Origin of the sequence: Mycobacterium shottsii (assembly GCF_010728525.1) — a bacterium.
GTDB classification, from domain to species: Bacteria; Actinomycetota; Actinomycetes; order Mycobacteriales; family Mycobacteriaceae; genus Mycobacterium; species Mycobacterium marinum.
Window position 1 is genome coordinate 869,218 of record NZ_AP022572.1, and the last position, 20,071, is coordinate 889,288.

A 20,071-nucleotide genomic window follows, 5' to 3' on the forward strand; every position below is an offset into this window, starting at 1 on the left:
CCGAGTCGGTACGCTGCCCGCTATGGCTGATCGGCCCGCACGGGTTGACGACGTCCATCGGATCGCCGCGTCGATGCCGCACGTCAAACGCCTGGAAGGGCCCAAAGGCAACCCCATCTATCAGGTGGGCGGCAAATCGTTCGTGTTCTTTCGCACCCCGCAACCGGACGCGGCCGATCCGGACCGCGGGGAGCGCTATACCGACGTGATCATGCTCTGGGTGGAGTCCTAAAGCGACAAATTTGCGCTTATCCAGGATCCTGGGTCGCCATTCTTTTCCACGGCCCATTTCGACGGGCATCTGTCAGTGCTGGTGCGAGCCAGTCGGTTGGCCGAAATCGGCACCACCGAATTAGCCGAACTCATTCAGGACGCCTGGCTGTCGCGCGCCTCCAAGAAGCGGGCCGAGACGTGGCTGGCCGCCCAAAGCGCCCAGAAAACCTAGCCGCCGGTACGCCTTGGGGTAGGGCTGAATGCGGCCGGAATTCGTGTCCCAAAAGTGTTTAGACACGAGTACAACGGGTATGTACGCAACTGCGGGAATTTTTTCTCGAACACAATGGAGGTCACCATGCGTGGGCGCGGAGTTGTCGGGGCGATTGTGCTCGTATGGTTGCTCATTGGCGTATTCGCAACATGGCAGCGAGGCTACTTCAAGGGTCAGCAAACAAGCTGTGCCTCAGTGGGAATCGTTGCAGTCACGGTGCTCGCTGGGCCACTCAATTACTTCGGCGTCAACCCGAAAGTAAGGGACTGCCATTTGCCGCAACCTAGCGCAATGGAATCAATCGATCACGCACTCGCAATGTAAAGGAAGTCGTCATGATCGTCGTCGGTGCTATCCCGCTCATCCTGGGGTTTGTGTTCGGTATCCATTTGCTGACCACCCTTGGTGTCATCCTTTTGGTGATCGGTGCGGTGCTGTGGGTCATGGGCTCGGTGGGTCGCCCGGTGGCCGGCCGGCGGTATTGGTACTGACCGCTGGAGTTCCACACCCGCCTCTCACAGCCTGCATATAGCAACGGCATAGCTTCGGTCTAGGGCGTGTCTGCTTAATGTGAATGGTGTTTTGGCTGATGCTGTTTGGGTGATGCGGACGCATGCGATTTCTGATGATTTGTGGTCGCTGATCGTGGCGGTGTTGCCTGCGGGGCGGCGGCGTGGCCGGCCGTGGAACGATCATCGACATACTCTGGAGGGCATTATCTGGCGTTACCGTACGGGATCTCCGTGGTGTGACCTGCCCGAGCACTTCGGTCCCTGGCAATCGGTGGCCGAGAGGCATCTACGCTGGTCGGTCGATGGCATCTACGCGCGGATCTTCGCGGCGATCGCCTCTGACCTCGACGCCGAGGACGCCGACCTGGGCGCACTGTTGTCGGTCGATTCGACCAGTGTGCGCGCCCACCGACACGCAGCCGGAGCGCCCCGGGCGCCGCACAGGGGGATCTGTCGAATTACAAGAAATATCTCGATGAGCCCGATGACCACGCCATTGGGCGTTCCCGCGGCGGGCTGACTACCAAGATCCACGCCTTGACCGACCAGCTGTGCAGTCTGGTCACCCTGGCACTGTCGGCCGGTCAAGCCGGTGATAATCCGATGCTTTGGCCATTGCTGGCCGCCCGGTGCAGCAACTCATACGCCCCGTTTCGCCTGCTGGCGGACAAGGCGTACTCCCATGACTCGACGCGGGCACAGCTGCGCCGGCTCAAGATCGCCCATACCATCCCCGAGCGCAGCGACCAGATCACCCGCCGCAAAGCCAAAGGCCGCAACAGAGGACGGCCTCCGGGGTTCTCAGGCCGAATCTACAAGCACCGCAACACCGTCGAGCGAAGCTTCAACCGGCTCAAACACTGGCGCGCGGTCGCCACCTGCTACGACAAATACGCCCTGACCTACCTCGGCGGTGTCACCCTGGCCGCCATCATCACCTACCACCGCGTCCGCAATTAGCAGACAGGACCTAGCCCGGAGCGGATACTGGAAACCGTGACCGCCCCCCGAAGTTCGGCTGAGCGCGTTGTGATGTGCCGCGCCGATGGTCAACCGGTAAGCGTGTTGGTCGTCGATGACGAACCCGTTCTGGCCGAGATGGTGTCAATGGCACTGCGTTACGAGGGCTGGAACATCGCCACCGCCTCTGATGGAGCGTCTGCGATCGCGTCCGCGCGCGCCGAGCGCCCTGACGCCGTCGTACTCGACGTGATGCTGCCCTACATGAGCGGGCTGGAAGTCCTGCATCGCTTGCGTAAGGAGAACCCAGCGCTGCCGGTGCTGCTGTTGACGGCCAAGGATGCGGTGGAGGATCGCATCGCCGGGTTGACCGCTGGCGGAGACGATTACGTGACCAAGCCGTTCAGCATCGAGGAGGTCGTGCTGCGGCTGCGGGCGCTGCTGCGACGCACCGGTGTGACCACCGTGGACGGCGGGGCTCAGCTGGTCGTGGGGGACCTGGTGCTCGATGAGGACAGTCATGAAGTGACACGCGCCGGCGAGCTGATTTCGTTGACATCAACCGAATTCGAATTGCTACGGTTCATGATGCGTAACTCCAAGCGGGTACTGAGTAAGGCGCAGATTCTGGACCGGGTATGGAGTTATGACTTCGGCGGCCGGTCCAATATCGTCGAGCTCTACATCTCCTACCTGCGCAAGAAGATCGACAACGGTCGCGAACCCATGATTCACACGCTGCGCGGCGCAGGTTATGTCCTCAAACAGGCTCGTTAGGAGACCGGGCGCCTGGTCGCTTCGGCTGCGCCTGCTGGTCGGGCAGATCCTCGTCCTAGCCGTTGTTTGTGTGGGAATCACCGCCGCAACCGAACTGGCGCTGCATCACCACCTGGTCGCACAGCTCGACGGGCAACTGGGCGGAACGTCGCATCGATCGGCGTTGATGTACCCCGAGTCGTCCCATCGATTCTGGCGGCACCAGCACCGATACTGGCGCCCCGGCCCCGGGCCGCGGTTTCTGGATGCCCCGGGCCAGCCGGCCGGCATGGTTGGCGCCGTGGTCAGGGACGGCAAGGCGATCGTTGCGGGGTATCTGACCAATAGTGGGGACCGTGCCGAAATCAGCCCGACGGCGCAGGCCCAGCTGGCGGCCGTTGCCGGCAGCCAAGATCCGGTGACACTGAACCTCGATGGGTTGGGCCGCTACCGGGTGGTGTCCGCCCTGAGCCGCCGCGGTGACGAACTCATCGTCACCGGCCTTTCGATGTCGGATGTGGACGCGACCATGATCCGAATGCTGATCATTTTCGGCATCGTCACCATCGTCGCATTGGTCGCGGCCACCACCGCCGGTGCGATTATCATTCGGCGGGCACTGGCCCCGTTGCGCCGGGTGGCCCAAACCGCAACGGAAGTCGTCGATTTGTCGTTGGATCGCGGCGAAGTCGAATTGCCGGTGCGGGTATCGGAGACCGACGCCAACCCCGACACCGAGGTGGGTCAGCTTGGGTCGGCGCTCAACCGGATGCTCGATCACATTGCCGCCGCACTGTCGACCCGGCAGGCAAGCGAGACGCGGGTTCGTCAATTCGTCGCCGACGCCAGTCATGAGCTGCGCACCCCGCTGGCCGCGATTCGCGGGTACACCGAGCTGGCGCAACGAATGGGTGATGACCGTGCCGCGGTCGCCCATGCGATGAGCCGGGTGGGGTCCGAGACGGAGCGGATCACCAGTCTGGTCGAGGACCTGTTGCTGCTGGCCCGGTTGGACTCCGGCCGTCCGCTGGAACGCGAGCCGGTCGATATGTCCCGGCTGGCGGTCGATGCCGTCAGCGATGCGCATATCGCCGGACCGGATCACCAGTGGGAGCTTGACCTGCCCGCAGAACCGGTAGTCGTCACCGGCGATGCCGCACGGCTACACCAAGTCGTCGCCAACCTGCTGGCCAATGCTCGTATCCACACCGGCCCCGGCGCCGTCGTCACCACCCGGCTCAGTAGTGGGCCGACGCATTTGGTGCTGGAGGTGATCGACAACGGTCCGGGCATTCCCGAGGCGATGCAGTCGGAGATATTCGAGCGGTTCGCCCGCGGTGATACCTCCCGCTCCCGCAAGGGCGGCAGCACCGGCCTGGGCCTGGCGATCGTGGCGGCCGTGGTGAAGGCGCACAACGGCACCATCACCGTCAACAGCTCGCCCGGACGCACCGAGTTTGCGGTGCGGCTGCCACTTGACGCGTGGCAACGATCCGGCGTGCCGCCCGGCTGAGTTGCCGACCGCAGTAGCCCGGCAACTCAGCGGACGCTGTTGATCATTGGGCCAGCCGAATTGCTGGGCCGCCCACCGCGGGCGCTTGGGCCCGCATCGTCACCGTGGGCGGACTAGGGGTAGGTCACGTTGATTTCGAACGGCTTGTTCACCCGGGACATCGGGTTGGCCATGTCGACCCCCGTCGCCGTGCCGCTGATCTTGTAGCTGCTGCCGTCCTTGGTCGCCGAGGCGTTGCCCTGGCCGGTGCCCGACGTGTAGCCCAGCGTCACGCCGTTGACGTTGCCGAGCCCGACCGACTTGACCTCCGGGGGGTTGGCGTCGGTGAGCACCGCGGCGATACCGGTGGCTGCTCCACCGATTGCGATGTTGACGTTGCCCGCGGCCGTCGTGTATACGACGGAGCCGGTCACGTGCTGGTCTTGCCCATCGATGAGGACCTTTGTGCCGGAGGCTTGACCGCCTCCGGTGCTTGCTGATGTCGAGCCCGTACTCGAGCTTTCGCCACCGCTTGTGGTCGACTTGTTGCTCGAACATCCGGAAAGACCCGCGACAAAAATGGCCGCTCCGGCAACCGCGACCGTCAGTCCACGGTTCACCTGTGCTCCTTTGCCCGTGTGTAGCGGCCATCGGCATTGAGGACCGCTTCGGCAGTATGCGGGTTAACTGGACCCGAGGTCTAGGGATCGGCAAGCATCACGAGAAATGCCCGTGAAGCGTCCTCGGTGGATCACGTAAAAATGCCCGCGAAACGGTCGATCCTTGGCAGGCATGGGAAGTGGGCTGTCGATGTCGTCTCGGGCCGAGATCACCGCGAAGTTCGCCAGGGGGTATGTGGGGGCGCCGAAGGCGGGCAAGGGGCAGATTCTGGATCAGGTGGTGGCGGTCACCGGCTGGTCGCGTGACAACGCCCGGCGGCGGTTGAGGGCGGCGGCCGCGCCGCCGGGAGCGGGTCGGCAGGTCGCCAAACGGATTTGCCGGCAACGCAATCCGAAGTACTCCTAGGATGCGCTCAAGGTGTTGCAGAAGGTGTGGGCGGCCTCAGGCGGGCAGTGCGGCCGGTACCTGGCCGCTTCCATGGCACTTCAGTTGGATGCTCTAGAACGCCACGGCGAACTGGTGGACGGCCGTGACCGTTACGGCCCGGCGGTGCGTGCCGAGCTGTTGGCGATGAGCAGCGCCACGATCGACCGCTACCTGCGCGGCGCCAAGGCCCGCGACCAGATCTCGGGTGTGTCGACGACGAAACCCTCCCCGCTGCTGCGGTCCTCGATCACCATCTGCAAAGCAGGCGATGAGGCCGAAGAATCTCCGGGTTCTTCGAAGGCGACACCGTGGCGCACTGCGGCCCGACACTGAAAGGTGAGTTCGCCCGCACGGTCAACCTCACCGACATGCACATCGGCTGGGTGTTCACCCGCACGGTGCGCAACAACGCCCACCCCCACATCCTGGGCGCCCTCAAAACCGGAATTACTAAAATCCCTATAAGGTAACGGGTTTGGACTTCGACAACGGCACCGAATTCCTCAATAAGGCGGTCATCAAGTGGGCCGCGGACATGGAGATCTTCTTCACCCGCTCACGGCCCTACAAGAAGAACGACCAGGCCACCATCGAGTCTAAAAACAACCACCTCGTGCGTCGCTACGGGTTCTACTACCGCTACGACACCGACGAAGAACGCGCCGTGCTCAACCGGCTGTGGCACCTGGTCAACGACCGGCTCAACTACCTGACCCCACCATCAAACCCATCGGCTACGGCTGCAGCCGCGACGGTCACCGCCGCCGGCTCTACGACAAGCCCCAGACCCCTGGACCGGCTGCTGGCCGCCGGAGTCCTCTCAGCGGCCCAACAAACAGAGCTGCTCACCTACCGCAACAGCCTCAACCCCGCCGCGATCGCCCACCAGATCGCCGACCTGCAAGCCGCCCTGCTCAGACTCGCCAAAGACAAGACCGAACAGCTCTACCTCGCCGCCATACCCGCCGCTCTACCCGCCCTCAAAGCCGGCATCCGCATCAAAAGCAAGACCACCACCTGACCCCGATTTCGCGGGCATTCCTTACCTGATGCATGAACCAGGTTTCGCAGGCATCTTGACTCGATGCATCACGGGGACCGCGAGAAAAATATTTCCGAGTTCGCTGGCACATCGCCGCGCAAAGTCGCTGCACCGGCCTATCGACGGCGGTGATGCTGATGGCAATGTAGTGCCGGTGGACCACAAACCCCCTACCGCGGCGATCGAAACGGCTCATGGCGAACACTCCCTACCGCTACAGGACACCCGAGATTTCGACGACGCTGACCGTGGCTTCATCGCGGCCTTGACCCCGTGCGTCATCAAGGCCGCCGACGGCCGAGTCGTGTGGGACAACGACGCGTATTCGTTTCTCGACGGCCCCGCGCCCACATCGGTGCATCCCAGTCTGTGGCGCCAATCGACACTGGCTGCCAAACAAGGCTTGTACGAAGTCGTGCCGGGCATCTACCAGGTTCGCGGATTCGACCTGTCAAACATCACCTTTGTCGAGGGTGACACCGGAATCATCGTCATCGACCCCTTGGTACCCACCGAGGTCGCGGCCGCCGCGTTGACCCTGTACCGCGCCCACCGCGATGCGGACCGGCCGGTGGTCGCGGTGATCTATACCCACAGTCACGTCGATCATTTCGGCGGAGTGCTCGGCGTCACCTCCCAGGACGACGTGGACGCGGGCAAGGTGAAGGTCCTCGCCCCGCAAGGCTTCACCGAGCATGCCGTTCAGGAGAACGTCTACGCGGGACCGGCGATGACCCGCCGTGCGACCTACATGTACGGCACATTGCTCGAACGTGGACCACAGGCGCAAGTGGGCTGCGGGCTCGGCCAGACGCCATCGACCGGCGAGGTCGCCATCATCAACCCGACTTTCGACATCCGTTCGACCGGGGAAAAACACACCATCGACGGCGTGGAGATCGAATTCCAGATGGCGCCGGGCACCGAAGCCCCCGCCGAGATGCACTTCTATTTCCCGAAGTTCCGCGCCCTGTGCATGGCCGAAAACGCCACCCACAATCTGCACAACCTGCTGACGCTACGCGGCGCGCTGGTGCGTGACCCGCGCGCATGGTCGGGCTACCTCACCGAGGCGATCGATACGTTCGCCGACCGCGCCGACGTGGTCTTCGCATCCCACCACTGGCTGACCTGGGGCCGTGAACGCATCGTCGAATTCCTGGCGCTGCAACGAGACCTCTACGCGTACCTGCATGACCAGACGCTGCGGCTGCTCAACCAGGGTTACACCGGTGTGGAGATCGCTGAAATGTTCCAGATGCCGCCGGCATTGGAGCAGGCCTGGCATACCCGCGGCTACTACGGGTCGGTCAACCACAACTTCAAAGCCGTTTATCAGCGATACATGGGTTGGTTCGACGGCAACCCCGGCCGGCTGTGGCCGCATCCCCCCGAAGAGCTCGCGCCTCGCTACGTCGAGGCCATGGGCGGGATCGATCAGGTGGTCGAACTCGCCCAGCAGGCTTTCGATTCCGGCGACTTCCGCTGGGCGGCCACGCTGCTCGATCACGCGGTGTTCACCGACAGCGAGCATTCCGCGGCCCGGACTCTCTACGCCGACACCCTGGAGCACCTGGCCTATGGCGCCGAGAACGCGGTGTGGCGCAACTTCTTCCTGTGCGGCGAGGCCGAGTTGCGCGACGGCAAGTTCGGTACCGCCGTGCAAACCACCTCGCCGACTCTGCTGACCCAGCTGACTCCGGAACAGATCTTCGACAGCCTGGCGATCCGCATCGACGGTCCGCGCAGCTGGGACCTGGACCTCACCATCGATGTGACGTTCGAGGATCTCAACGCCAACTACCGGCTTGCGCTGAGCAATGGTGTGTTGGTGCACCGCAAGGTCGCCGCGGATGAAGCGACGGCGTCGGCAACCGTCAAGCTGCAGAACAAGTCTCGGCTGCTGGCCGTGGCGATGGGCGACGTCACCTCGCCCGGGCTCGAGGTCTCCGGGGACGAGTCGGTGTTGCAGACGCTGGCCGGTGTGCTCGATGAGCCGGACCCCGACTTCAACATCATCCTGCCCTAGCGGCCATCACGCGACGTCGATCACCACCTTGCCCAGCACCTTGCGTTCGGCGACGTAGCGCAGCGCGGCAGGCGTGTCGGCCAATGGGAAGCGGGCGCCGATGTGCGGCCGGATCTTTCCAGCGGCGAACATCTGTGACAGCTCTGCGACATCGCGGGCGCACTCGTCGGGGTAGTCGCCCATGAAGGTGCGGATCTCCATGCCGCGGATGGTGAGGTTCTTGAGCATCACCAGGTTGAGCGGAATGGCCGGAATGGATCCGGCCGCGTAGCCCAGGGTGACGAACATGCCCCCGCGGGCCAGGCCACGCAGCGCGGGTTCGGCGTACGATCCGCCGACGGGATCGAGGACGACGCGGGCGCTCTCGCCGGTCAGTTCCCGGATTCGCAGCTTCAGGTCCTCCTGGCCATAGTCGACGACGGCCTCGGCGCCGCGCTGGCGGCACAAACCCAGCTTCTCCGGACTGGATGCTGCTGCCAGCACCCGGGCACCCATCGCCACCGCCAGATCGACGGCGGCCAGGCCCACACCGCCTGCCGCGCCGAGCACCACGACCCAATCGCCCTGCGACACTTGGGCTACCGAGCGCAGCGCATGATAGGCGGTGCGGTAGGTGACGCCGAACGCGGCGGCGGACGCGAAGTCGCCGTCGTCGGGGATGGGTTCGGCCGCCGCCCCGTCGAGCAGCGCCAACTCGGCGAACGCCCCGAATGTCGTGCCGAATACGCGTTGCCCCGGAACCAGAGTCACGCCCCCGCCGACGCTCACGACTTCGCCGGCGATCTCGTTGCCGGGGATGAATGGGGGTGGGATCTTGATCTGGTACTTGCCCGCGATGAACAGCACGTCGGGAAAGTTGACCGCCGCGGCGCGAACCCGCACCAGCACCTGACCGGTTGCGGGAACGGGGTCGGGAACTTCGTCTAGCACCAGATCTTCCGGTGGACCGTAGGCGTTACAGACGATCGCGCGCATTCAACTGACCCCCAGTCCGAGCAGACAGAACCGTACGAGATGCTCGATGTCGTCTCGGCCGGGCCGCTCGGCCGAACCCACGTACCTGCGCATCGTCGCAACCGTGCAACCGTAGACCGCCTCGACGTCACGATCCACTTCGGAGCTGCCCAGTGCGGTCACCGGTGCGGTGAGTAGATCACGCAGCGGTCGCAGCATTTCCCGTTCGGTCGCAAGCCAATTCGACAGTTTCCCGACGGCCGCGCGACTCATGCTGATCAGGTGTGGGTCGGCAACCTGGGCCAGCGTGCCCTCGATCCAGCGCGCGATCTTGGTGTCCGGGCGTGACTCCTTGGCCATCTGATGTTCCAGATAGGACACCACAACGGCGACACCGCGCTCCATCACGGCCAGGATCAGATCGTCCTTGCCGGCGAAATACCGATAGAACGCCTTGTTCGACGAACCGGCCTCGGCGACGATGTCGCTGACCCGCGGAGGTTCGGGAGCGGCGCGTTCCATCACCCGCACCGCGGCGGCGAGAATGCGCTCCACTTCCTCGGTGGCCTCGCGCTGGCGGTCATCGAGCGCGCGCTCGACTGCGGCGGTGACTCGATCGCTCACGGTGAATCGGGAAGGGCCGGAACACGATCGACGAGTTGGCCGTACATGGCGCGGGCGGCCGCTTGCCGGACGGTCAGTGATTTGCTGGGCCACTGCGGGTCTTCGGGCTCGTAGTTCTTCAGCAGCATCCGCGCCAGGTTCACCTTGTGAGCTTCGGTGGGGCCGTCTGCCAGCCCCAGCACGACACCGCCGAGTAGCACGCTGACCAGCGGTAGCTGATCGGTGGTGCCCAGCGCGCCGTGCACCTGGATGGCGCGCAGACCAATCGATTTGAGCACTTGGGATGCCAGGATCTTGCAGGCGCCGATCTCGGCGCGCGCCGCGTGCTCGCCGGCCGTGTCGATCATCCAGGCCGCGTGCAGCACCGCCAGCCGGAACGGCATCAGCTCGGTATAGGAGTCGGCGATGAGCGCTTGCACCAACTGCTTGTCGGCCAGCGAACTGCCCTGGGTGAATCGACTTTTCGCTCGACGTGACATCATCTCGACCGCACGCTGCGCCACCCCGATGGAGCGCATCGCGTGATGCAGCCGGCCACCGGCCAGGCGGGTTTGTAGGATCAGAAATCCCTGACCCGGTTGCCCAAGCAGCGCATCCGCACCGACTCGAACGTCTTCGTAGTGCACCAGGGAGTGACCCGGTTCGTGTGGCAAGGCGCCGACCAGGTGGTGGTTGGCCTCGATGGTCAGGCCCTTGGTTCCAGCCGGGACCAGGAACGTCGACGCTCCGTGATGAACGGCCACATCCGGATTGGTGATCGCGACGACGATGAAAAACGATGCGACCAAGGCGTTGGACGAGAAATACTTGCGGCCGCTGATCACCCAATCGTCACCGTCGCGGACGGCGCGGGTGGTGAAGACGCGCGGATCGGCACCACCCTGCGGCTCGGTCATGGAGAAGCAGGAGAAGATCTCGCCGGACAGCAAGCCCTGCAGGTAGCGGTCCTTTTGATCCTGGGTGCCAAACCGCGCAATGATCTCCGCGTTGCCGGTGTCGGGTGCCTGGGTGCCGAACACGATCGGAGCCCAGGGGCTGCGTCCGAGGATCTCGTTGATCAGGGTCAGTTTCACCGCGCCAAAGCCCTGCCCGCCGAGTTCCGGACCCAAATGGGGGGCCCACAAGCCTTCGTCGCGAACTCGTTGTTTGAGTGGATCCACGATGCGGCGGCGTTCATCGTTGAGCGGCAGGAACTCGCAGCCGGGGAACACTACCTCGAGCGGTTCCACCTCCTCGCGCACGAACTCGCGGATCCAGTCGAGCTTCTTCTCGAACTCCGGTTCGGTGGAGAAGTCCCAAGGCATTCGCGTGCTCCTGTCTTTCAGGGAATGCCGCCGTCGGCGCGCAAAATCGATCCGGTGGTGAAGCTGGATGCGTCAGAGGCCAGAAACAATGCCGCTCCGACGATTTCGGGTGGGTTTCCGGCGCGCCGCAGGGCGAGGTGGCCGAATGGATTCTGCGCGGCGGCATCGAGGTTCCAGGCCTTGCTGACATCGGTCAGAAACGGCCCGGCCATCAATGTGTTGACGCGCACCGTCGGTCCGAATGCCCGCGCCAGGCCCTCGGTCATCGCGTTGAGCCCGGCCTTTGCCGCGGCATAGGGAATGATGTCGGCGCTCGGGCGCAGCGAACCGGCCGAACTCACGTTGATGATGGAGCCTGTGCCGGCGGCCACCATCCGCTCACCGACCAACGCCGAGAGCCGGAACGGGCCCTTGAGGTTGAGGTTGATCACCGCATCGAACAGCTTCTCGGTGACGTCGCTCAGCTTGTCGTAGAGCGGCGACATGCCCGCGTTGTTGATCAGTGTGTCGATCTTGCCGAAGCGTTCGTAGGACGCCGCGACCAGCCCGTCGAGCTGATCCCAGCGCCCCACATACACTTGATAGGCCATGGCGCAGCGCCCGGTCTCGGACTCGATCTCGGTGGCGGTGGCGACGCAGTTATCCAGGTTGCGGCTGGCGATCACCACGTCGGCGCCGCAGCGTGCCGCCGCAAAGGCCATCTGCCGGCCCAGGCCGCGGCTGCCGCCGGTGATCAGGACAACGTGGTCGGTGAGGTCGAAAAGCTGTTCGGCATAACCCATTTCAATGCGCCTTGGTTGCGCGAGCCAGCTCGGCGGCGGTGGCGATCAACCGGGGGACCATCGCTGCGAACGCGTCCTTGATCTTAGGATCCACCCCGTCTGCGTGGGGCCCGGCGCGCACGGCGGCGGCGTAGGTCTTCTCCAGCACGATGCCCAGCTTCCAGTTCGCCAACACCAGGTAGTAGTCGATGTTGTCGGTGGACAGCCCGGTGACCTTCTCGTAGTGCCCGAGCAGTTCGCTGCGCTTCGGCATGGCACTCATGTTCAGATAGAACCCGTCGGCGCGCGGCTCTTCACCGTCATAGCCCAGCAGTGACCAGGCCAGATCCAGCAGCGGGTCGCCGATTGTGGTCATCTCCCAGTCCACAATCGCGGCCAGTCGGGCGGGTTCCCCGTGGGCGAACATGACATTGGCGAACTGGTAGTCGCCGTGCATGATGCCCGGCGTGTAGTGCGCCGGCCGGTTGCGGCGCAACCAGTCTGAGGCCTCGTCCAGCCCGGGCAGTTCGCGCACCTGGTAGGCCGCGAGAAAGCGCAGCCACCGGTCGACCTGGCGCTCATGGAAGCCGTCCGGGCGGCCGAAGCCCCCCAGGTCCTGGCCGCGCCAATCCACCCGGCCCAGTTTGGCCGCCCCCTCGACGAGTTGCAGCGCCAGCCCACGGCGGGCTGGCAAGTCGGTGTCGAAGGGTGCGGGCCACCCGCCGTCCATCGGGATCCATCCATCGATGGCCCTCATCAGGTAGAATGGTATGCCCAGCACCGATCCGGTCTCGTCGGCAGCGATCAGTTCTGCGTGCGGCACGTCGGTGCCGGACAGGGCCCTTACCAGCCGGATCTCGCGCAACAAGCCGTCAATGCGGGCCGCGTCGGCACGCGGGCCGGGCATGCGCAGCACCATGCTCTGATCGCCGCGGCGCACCAGATACAGCGTGTTCTGCGAACCGCCCTCGAGCTGCTCGAGCAGGGGCTCCTCGCCGCTGCCGGGCGCATGGCTGCTATCCAGCCAGCGCCCGAGAACAGCCGCATTCAGCGAGATCCCGCCTTTGGTCTCCATCGGCCGCACTCCAAACTCTCATTTTGGAGAATATCATTCTCACTGCGGTTGGGCGGGCCCGGGACGAGCAGGGCATCGCCACTTATGGCCCAGGTACGCCGGGTCCGTCGTCACCCCCGTTCCCGTCGGGTCCACCGGCGGGGGGTCCGCCGGTGCCGGTGCCGGGGGTGGTGCCGGCGATACCGTCTTGGCCGCTAGCCCCCATCGCCCCGGTTGCCCCGGACAGACCGTCGGGGCTTTGGGTTGAGGGGGTTTCGCCTCCGGTGCCGCCGTTGCCTCCGGTGCCGCCGTCGCCTCCGCTGCCGCCGGTGCCGGCGTTTCCGCCGGTGCCGTTGGTGCCGGATTGTCCGTAGGTGCCGCCGGCGCCCGCGGCGCCGCCGTCCCCGCCGTTGCCGCCGTTTCCGCCGGTGCCTCCGGTGCCGCCGTCGCCGCCATCTCCGCCAACTGCGGCTGCCCCTGCCTCGCTGCTCCCGCCAATGCCTCCGGTGCCGCCGTTGCCTCCTGTTCCGCCGGTGCCGCCGTTGCCTCCGGTGCCTCCTGTTCCGCCGTTGCCGCCGTTGCCTCCGGTGCCGCCGCCGGCCCCGCCGTTGCCGCCGTTACCGCCGTCGCCGCCCTGGCCGGGCAAGGCGTAGGTGCCCAACCCGAGGCCGCCGTCACCGCCGTTTCCGCCGGCGCCGCCGCCGTCGCTGCCTGCCCCGCCGTCACCGCCCCAGCCGCCGACGATAGCGGCGTAGCCGCCGTTTCCGCCGGTGCCGCCGACAGTGCCGGGTCCACCGCTGCCGCCGTCGCCACCGTTACCGCCGAAGGGCTGGTCGAAGTCGGCGTAGCCGTCGCCGCCGGTGCCCCCTGCTTGGCCGGCGTAGGCGCCGTTGGCGCCGGTGCCGCCGTTGAAGAGGGTTTGATTGCCGGACGCGTCGGTGCCGGGGTTGGCGTGGCTGGTGATGGGGTTGGGGGTGGGGTTGGTGCCGGTGGCGCCGTTGCCGCCGTTTCCGCCGTTGCCGTAGTCGCCGCCGTTGCCTCCGGTGCCGCCTTTGCCGCCGTTGAGGGTGGGGTCGGTGGAGGTGTAGCCGTCTCCGCCGCGTCCGCCGCTGCCGTTGGTGGTGGTGGGGGTGGTGCCGTTGGTGCCGTGGGCGGCGGGGGTGGTGCCGTCCCCGCCGGTGCCGCCGGCCCCGCCGAGTCCGCCGATGCCGGGGCTGGCGCCGTTGCCGCCGTTGCCGCCGTCGAGGTGGGTGGCGTCACCGTTGGCGCCGGTGCCGCCGTTGCCAGCGATCGCTCCGTTACCGCCGGTGCCGCCGTTACCGCCGGTCCCGGTTGTCCCGGTGCTGCCGAACCAGCCGGTGGCTCCGCCGGCTCCGCCCGTACCGCCATCACTGCCGGTCCCGCCGGCCCCGCCGTTACCGCCGTTGCCGCCGCTGGTCCCGGCGGTCGTCGCGGTTGCGCCCGCGCCTCCGGCTCCGCCCTCACCGCCGGCACCGCCGGCCCCGCCGGCCCCACCGTCGCCGCCGGCACTGAACAGCCAGCCGCCTCGGCGACCGGCCCCGCCCGCCCCGCTGGCCCCGCCGTCGTGTCCGGTGTGGCCGGTTTGTCCGGTCAAACCCTGGGCGCCCGCCGCGCCGGTGGCGCCGTCCCCGCCGGCCCCGCCGGCCCCGCCATCACCGAACACCCAGCCGCCTCGGCCCGCGCCTCCACCGGAGCCCCCGGCCCCAGTGTTGGAGGTGCCCCCGGCGCCGCCGGCCCCACCGTCGCCGGCTACCCAGCCGCCGTTACCGCCATGACCGCCGCCACCGCCCACACCCGTACCCGAGATGCCGCCGGCCCCGCTGGCCCCACCGGCCCCACCGGCCCCGAACAACCCCGTACCGCCGCCATGACCCCCCACCCCGGCTGTGGTCAGGCCATTGCCGCCGGTCCCGCCTTGGCCCCCAGCACCGAACAGCCAGCCGCCGGCGCCCCCGCCGCCCCCGACACCGCCGGCCCCGTTCGAGGAGGCCCCGCCGGCCCCGCCAGCACCAACGGTACCGATCAACCCGGCGCTACCCCCACGGCCCCCGGCCTGACCGGCCGCTCCCGATCCGCCCCGACCCCCATTGCCCCACAACAGGCCGCCGGCACCGCCATTGCCTCTGGTGCCATCCACCCCATTGGCGCCATCACCGATAAGCGGGCGCCCCAACCAGGCCATCGTCGGGGCATTGAGGGCGCCCATCACATCGGCGCCGGCGCTCTGCAACACCGATACCCCCGCCGCCTCGGCCCCGGCATAGGAATCCGCGGCCGCATTCAATGCCGCGACGAACCGGCCATGAAACACCGCCGCCTGCGCGCTGATCGCCTGATAGGCCTGCCCATGACCATCAAATAGCTGGGCCACCGCCACCGACACCTCATCGGCGCCCAATGCTCCCGCCAACGCCGTGGTCGGCCCCGCCGCCCACGCCCCGGCGGTCTGCACACCCGAGCCGATCACCGCCGCCTGGGCGGCAGCGGCCCCCAACACCTCCGGGCTAGCAAACACAAAAGACATGACCGTCTCCCCCGACTGGTAGCTCGCCCAACACCAACACGCAATCACCACACCGTGAGCACAGCGATACTAGCCATCTGAAAACCAGCGATTCCGGTTTTCCGAGAAAATTCACCCCACCCCACGCGCTGACCACCACCACGCGGCTGCCGCGCCGGGGCCCTGCGGGCCAACATCACGTTGGTGACTAGCGGCCACCAGGGCGACCGCGACTGCCTCCCTCGCCGCCCGAGCGGTTTGGTCCGGGGCCTTCGCCGGGGCCACCGTCGCTGCCGACAACCTGCTGTCCGTTCAGGGTGCTGGTGCCGCCGTGGCCGCCATTGCCGCCGGAGCCGCCGACGGCGGAGCTCAACCTGGTGGTGCCGGCGTCGCCGCCCCACCCGCCCTCGCCGCCCCAGCCGCCGTAGCCGTCGGTGCCCAGGCCGCCGGCACCACCGAGGCCGCCGTTGCCGCCGTTGCCGGCGAACGTGCCCGCCCCGTCTCCACCGGCGCCGCCGCTGCCGCCGCGCCCGCCGTCGCCGCCGGTGACGCCCGTGCCGCCAGCACCGCCGGTGCCGCCGGTGCCGCCGGTGCCGGGACTTGACCAGGGGCCACCGTTACCGGCGTAGCCGCCCGAGCCGCCGCGCCCGCCGTCGCCGCCCGCGCCGCCGGCTCCGTAGACGTTGTCGCCGCCAAGCCCGCCCTTACCGCCGTGCCCGCCTTGGGCGCCAGTCTGTGCGCCGCGGCCGCCGTCGCCGGCGTCGCCGCCAGCCCCGCCCTTGCCGGCGACGCCGTCGGCAGTGTTGGAGGAACCACCGTTGCCGCCGGTACCCCCGCTACCACCGACGCCGGCAGCGGTCTGGCCGTCCCCGCCGGTCCCGCCGGTCCCGCCGCCGCCCCTGCCCCCGTTGCCGCCGTTGAACTGGCCGTCACCGCCGGTGCCGCCGTTGCCGCCGGTCCCGCCAACACCGCCGACACCGCCGGCGCCCGTGGTGCCGTCGTGGAATCCGTTTCCGGCGGTGTGCCCACCACCAACGCCGCCGTGACCACCGTTGCCGCCGAGGCCGCCGCGACCGCCGTCCCCACCGGAATGGCCGTCAACATTGAAGGGACCAAGAGGTGTATCGCCTCGTGAGCCGTCGCCGCCGATGCCGCCGGTCCCGCCGATGCCACCTGCCCCGCCGGCGCCACCGTTGCCCTTGATCAGGCCGCCCTCGCCGCCAGCTCCGCCAACCCCGCCGCTACCCCCGAGACCGCCTTGAAACCCTTTGTCGTCCGGGGTGAGCCCGGCACTGCCCGTGCCGCCCCGGCCGCCCTGGCCACCCGTGCCGCCGGCCCCACCGTGGCCGTAGTCGCCGGCGTTGCCTCCTTTGCCGCCGGCCCCACCGTCACTACCCCTGCCGCCTTCGAGATGGGTTGCGTCGCCGGCGGTACCGGTGGCGCCGTGCCCGCCGTCGCCGCCGCGACCACCATCGCCGATTTTCCCGGCGTCCCCGCCAGCGCCTCCAGCGCCCCCGGCAACATTCGGGTCAAACGACGCCGCCCCGGGCGCTCCGGCCCCGCCGTCGCCGAGCAACAATCCACCGCGGCCGCCGGACCCGCCGGCCATCGTGGCCGCACTAGAGCCAGCCAGACCCGCTCCGCCGGCCCCGCCGGACCCGATCAACCCGGTATCTCCACCGCGGCCGGCAACGGTGGTGGCCGTGGCCGCCGCCCCGGTCCCGCCATCACCGAACAGCAAGCCACCCGCCCAGCCCGCGCCGCCGTTGACTCCGGCCACCCCCCGGTGCGCCATTGCCGATCAAGTCCCGCCCGATTGCTGCCTCGAACGGCGCATTGATCACCGGATCCACCACCTGGCCCAGCGGACTGGTGATCCAGGCCTGGCTCAGCGTATGTGCTGGCTGCACCAACAACGCGTCAGATTCCGCGCCGATCACCGCCTGCACCACCCCGACCGGGCCCTCCCCGGCTTTGGCCGCGGTGGCCGCCGCCTCGTAGGCACCGGAGAGCACTGCGGTCGGCCCGGCCGTGGCGTCCCACACCCGCCCCAACGCGGCGGCGCTGGCGGCCTCCGCACTCGCGTAGGCCTTTGCGGCGGCGTCGAGGGTCCGCCCGAACCCTCCCTGCAGGCCGTCCAGAAATTCCTCGAGCACCACCTCGTACTGCTGCGCGTGATCGGTGAACAACGCCGCGATCCCCACCGACACCTCATCGGCGCCAGCGGCCAACAAGCCCATCGTCGGAGCCGCCGCCGCCCTGCTGGCCGCACTCACGGCCGACCCGATGCCGGCCACCTCCGCTGCCGCCGCACTCAACTGCTGCGGAGCCACATTCACAAACGACACAGCGCACCACCCATCGGTCGGCAAGGCCCTTAGCCCAACAACATCGCTGACCATAAATGTGCAGGCCAGCGTCGTATTGGCGAATCAAAGCCGCCATCAAATGTTGAGAAGGGCCACCCCGGACCACGCTCTTGCGGCCGTCTCACCCCCGCGATGATGAACAGCAACATTGCTGACCGTCAGACACCATTCGCGTCTCACGTACGCAAACCGGGGGTGCTCACCACGCCAACCACAACCCGCCCAGCGCCTGCCCAAACCAGGCATGAATCCACGATTTCCGCGCTCGGACAATGGCCACCACAGCGCGCACCGGCCGACCCATGCGGCGAGGCCACGTTCGAGGCTGGGCCGAGCGACCCCGACCGCGGGCAGCACACCACACCAACCACCGCATGGGAGCCCATATGCAGATGCTGCTGGTCCGGCATGCACTGCCGCTGCGCAGCGAGCATGGCGAAGGTTCGGATCCGGTCCTGTCCGACACCGGGGTGGCGCAGGTCAGCCGCCTGCCCGAGGCGCTCTCCCGGTTCCCCATCACCCGGGTGATCAGCAGTCCACAACGCCGTGCCGTCCAGACCTCCGAACCCGTCGCGACCGCACGCGGGCTGGCCATCGACATCGACGATCGCTTCGCCGAATACGACCGCGACGTGCCGCATTACATTCCCGTCGAGCAGATCCGCACCGAGAAGCCCCAGGAGTGGGCGAGGATGGCTCAGGGGAAGCTGCCCAGCGCGGTCGACGAGGACGCCTTTCGCGCGCGGGTTCGTGCGGTGGTTGACGACGTGGTGTCCGCAGCTGGCCCCGACGACACGGTCGCGGTGTTCAGCCATGGCGGAGTGATCAACGTGGTGCTGCACGAGATTCTGGGGACCGCGCGGCTCTTGTCGTTTCCTATCGACTACGCCTCGGTCACCCGGCTGCTGTTCTCGCGGACCGGCCAGGCCACGGTGGCCACGGTGAATTCGACCGAACACGTGTGGGATCTGCTGCCCCGAAACCAGCGGTGGTAGCCCAGCGGCAGCTGCCGTCGAGAATTTCGACGTGCCGACACGCCCGGGGAGCAAATGGGTGGTGCGCGGTGGTAAACAAGTTCGGTGACTGCGGTTGACCGACTCGACGGCCTCGACCTGGCCGCGCTGGACGGGTATCTGCGTTCACTGGGTCTGGGGCGAGAGGGTGAGCTACGCGGCGAGCTGATCTCCGGCGGCCGCTCCAATCTGACATTCCTGGTCTACGACGATGCGACGAGTTGGCTGGTGCGGCGGCCACCGTTGCATGGGCTGACGCCTTCGGCACACGACATGGCTCGCGAATACCGGGTGGTGGCGGCGCTGCAGGACACCCCGGTTCCGGTGGCCCGCGCTATCACGCTGTGCGAGGACGACACGGTGCTGGGCGCACCCTTCCAGATTGTGGAGTTCGTGGCCGGGCAGGTGGTGCGCCGCCGGGCCCAGCTCGAAGTGCTGGGTAGCAGGGCGATCGACGGCTGTGTTGACTCACTGATCCGGGTGCTCGTCGACCTGCACAGCATCGATCCGGGCGCCGTTGGGCTTGGCGATTTCGGCAAACCCGACGGCTACCTGCAGCGCCAGGTACGTCGATGGGGGTCGCAGTGGGACCTGGTGCGGTTGCCTGACGACCGCCGTGACGGCGACGTCGTGCGACTGCATTCGGCTCTGCAGCAAGCTATTCCGACGCAGAGTTGCACGTCGATCGTGCACGGCGACTACCGGATCGACAACACCATCTTGGACGCCGATGACCCGACGCGGGTTCGCGCGGTGGTCGATTGGGAACTTTCGACGCTGGGGGATCCGCTCAGCGACGCGGCGCTGATGTGTGTGTATCGCGACCCCGCACTGGACCTGATCGTCAACACGCAGGCCGCCTGGACATCCCCATTGCTACCGACGGCCGACGAGTTGGCCGATCGGTACTCGCTGGTTTCCGGGATGTCGCTGGGGCATTGGGAGTTCTACATGGCGTTGGCCTACTTCAAACTCGCCATCATCGCCGCCGGTATCGACTTCCGCAGACGCATGTCCGAGCTGGCCGATGGGAAAACCGATGCCTCCGATGAGGCCCCCGAGGTCGTTTCGCCGTTGATCTCTCGTGGCCTGGCGGAGATCACCAAGCCGATCTCCTAGCCTCAGATCGAATGTCTGCCCGGG

18 protein-coding genes and 3 pseudogenes are annotated in these 20,071 nt (G+C 67.3%); 13 read left to right on the forward strand and 8 right to left on the reverse strand.

What is annotated here, in order from left to right; translation table 11 throughout:
* Positions 1 to 22 precede the first annotated feature (22 nt).
* From G6N41_RS04075 to G6N41_RS04095, 6 genes and pseudogenes are all read left to right on the forward strand, one after another.
* A pseudogene (locus tag G6N41_RS04075) lies at positions 23 to 445 on the forward strand (MmcQ/YjbR family DNA-binding protein).
* 114 nt (positions 446 to 559) lie between these two features.
* Positions 560 to 811 (forward strand): hypothetical protein, encoded by a 252-nt coding sequence (locus G6N41_RS27950; protein WP_231608811.1) that lies wholly within the window; start codon positions 560 to 562, stop codon positions 809 to 811.
* Positions 812 to 822: 11 nt separating this feature from the next.
* Positions 823 to 978, forward strand: a complete 156-nt coding sequence (locus G6N41_RS04080; protein ID WP_198966672.1) for a DUF6131 family protein — start codon at positions 823 to 825, stop codon at positions 976 to 978.
* Positions 979 to 1,087: 109 nt separating this feature from the next.
* A pseudogene (locus G6N41_RS04085) lies at positions 1,088 to 1,959 on the forward strand (IS5 family transposase).
* Positions 1,960 to 2,031: 72 nt separating this feature from the next.
* A complete protein-coding gene (locus tag G6N41_RS04090; RefSeq protein WP_198967714.1) occupies positions 2,032 to 2,736 on the forward strand; it encodes a response regulator transcription factor in 705 nt (234 codons plus the stop codon).
* Positions 2,714 to 4,228, forward strand: a complete 1,515-nt coding sequence (locus G6N41_RS04095; RefSeq protein WP_198966673.1) for a sensor histidine kinase — start codon at positions 2,714 to 2,716, stop codon at positions 4,226 to 4,228. The genes G6N41_RS04090 and G6N41_RS04095 overlap by 23 nt, the downstream gene beginning before the upstream one ends.
* A gap of 113 nt (positions 4,229 to 4,341) precedes the next feature.
* On the opposite strand, the gene G6N41_RS04100 is transcribed toward G6N41_RS04095, so the two are convergent.
* A complete protein-coding gene (locus G6N41_RS04100) occupies positions 4,342 to 4,827 on the reverse strand; it encodes a lipoprotein LpqH (protein ID WP_198966674.1) in 486 nt (161 codons plus the stop codon).
* Between the two features lie 190 nt (positions 4,828 to 5,017).
* On the opposite strand from G6N41_RS04100, the gene G6N41_RS04105 reads away from it, so the two are divergent.
* The 5 genes from G6N41_RS04105 (at position 5,018) to G6N41_RS04125 (ending at position 8,325) form a co-directional block, all read left to right on the forward strand.
* Complete coding sequence (locus tag G6N41_RS04105) at positions 5,018 to 5,233, forward strand: hypothetical protein (RefSeq protein ID WP_198968057.1); 216 nt, start codon at positions 5,018 to 5,020, stop codon at positions 5,231 to 5,233.
* 72 nt (positions 5,234 to 5,305) lie between these two features.
* Positions 5,306 to 5,587, forward strand: coding sequence for a hypothetical protein (locus G6N41_RS04110; RefSeq protein ID WP_198966675.1), 282 nt, complete (start codon positions 5,306 to 5,308; stop codon positions 5,585 to 5,587).
* The gene (locus G6N41_RS04115; RefSeq protein WP_198913342.1) at positions 5,563 to 5,724 is read left to right on the forward strand and encodes a hypothetical protein; all 162 of its coding nucleotides are present in this window, start codon (positions 5,563 to 5,565) and stop codon (positions 5,722 to 5,724) included. Before G6N41_RS04110 ends, G6N41_RS04115 begins: the two co-directional genes overlap by 25 nt.
* Positions 5,725 to 5,729: 5 nt before the next feature.
* A complete protein-coding gene (locus G6N41_RS04120) occupies positions 5,730 to 6,275 on the forward strand; it encodes a hypothetical protein (protein WP_231608812.1) in 546 nt (181 codons plus the stop codon).
* A 169-nt stretch (positions 6,276 to 6,444) separates the two neighbouring features.
* Complete coding sequence (locus tag G6N41_RS04125; RefSeq protein WP_198966676.1) at positions 6,445 to 8,325, forward strand: alkyl/aryl-sulfatase; 1,881 nt, start codon at positions 6,445 to 6,447, stop codon at positions 8,323 to 8,325.
* Between the two features lie 6 nt (positions 8,326 to 8,331).
* Here the strand turns inward: G6N41_RS04125 and G6N41_RS04130 are convergent, their stop codons facing one another.
* From G6N41_RS04130 to G6N41_RS04160, 7 genes and pseudogenes are all read right to left on the reverse strand, one after another.
* The gene (locus tag G6N41_RS04130; RefSeq protein ID WP_198966677.1) at positions 8,332 to 9,300 is read right to left on the reverse strand and encodes an NADPH:quinone oxidoreductase family protein; all 969 of its coding nucleotides are present in this window, start codon (positions 9,298 to 9,300) and stop codon (positions 8,332 to 8,334) included.
* Entirely contained in the window at positions 9,301 to 9,903 is a 603-nt protein-coding gene (locus tag G6N41_RS04135) for a TetR/AcrR family transcriptional regulator (RefSeq protein WP_198966678.1), read from the reverse strand.
* Positions 9,900 to 11,207, reverse strand: coding sequence for an acyl-CoA dehydrogenase family protein (locus G6N41_RS04140; protein ID WP_198966679.1), 1,308 nt, complete (start codon positions 11,205 to 11,207; stop codon positions 9,900 to 9,902). The genes G6N41_RS04135 and G6N41_RS04140 overlap by 4 nt, the downstream gene beginning before the upstream one ends.
* A 17-nt stretch (positions 11,208 to 11,224) precedes the next feature.
* Complete coding sequence (locus G6N41_RS04145) at positions 11,225 to 11,989, reverse strand: SDR family NAD(P)-dependent oxidoreductase (protein ID WP_198966680.1); 765 nt, start codon at positions 11,987 to 11,989, stop codon at positions 11,225 to 11,227.
* Position 11,990: 1 nt separating this feature from the next.
* The gene (locus tag G6N41_RS04150) at positions 11,991 to 13,043 is read right to left on the reverse strand and encodes a phosphotransferase family protein (protein ID WP_198966681.1); all 1,053 of its coding nucleotides are present in this window, start codon (positions 13,041 to 13,043) and stop codon (positions 11,991 to 11,993) included.
* A gap of 82 nt (positions 13,044 to 13,125) precedes the next feature.
* A complete protein-coding gene (locus G6N41_RS04155) occupies positions 13,126 to 15,567 on the reverse strand; it encodes a PE family protein (protein ID WP_198966682.1) in 2,442 nt (813 codons plus the stop codon).
* Positions 15,568 to 15,754: 187 nt separating this feature from the next.
* Positions 15,755 to 17,894 (reverse strand): annotated as a pseudogene (locus tag G6N41_RS04160) (PE family protein).
* 407 nt (positions 17,895 to 18,301) lie between these two features.
* On the opposite strand from G6N41_RS04160, the gene G6N41_RS04165 reads away from it, so the two are divergent.
* On the forward strand, positions 18,302 to 18,910 hold the full coding sequence (locus G6N41_RS04165; protein ID WP_198966683.1) for a histidine phosphatase family protein: 609 nt from the start codon (positions 18,302 to 18,304) through the stop codon (positions 18,908 to 18,910).
* 84 nt (positions 18,911 to 18,994) lie between these two features.
* Positions 18,995 to 20,047 (forward strand): phosphotransferase family protein, encoded by a 1,053-nt coding sequence (locus G6N41_RS04170; protein WP_198966684.1) that lies wholly within the window; start codon positions 18,995 to 18,997, stop codon positions 20,045 to 20,047.
* Positions 20,048 to 20,071: the final 24 nt, after the last annotated feature.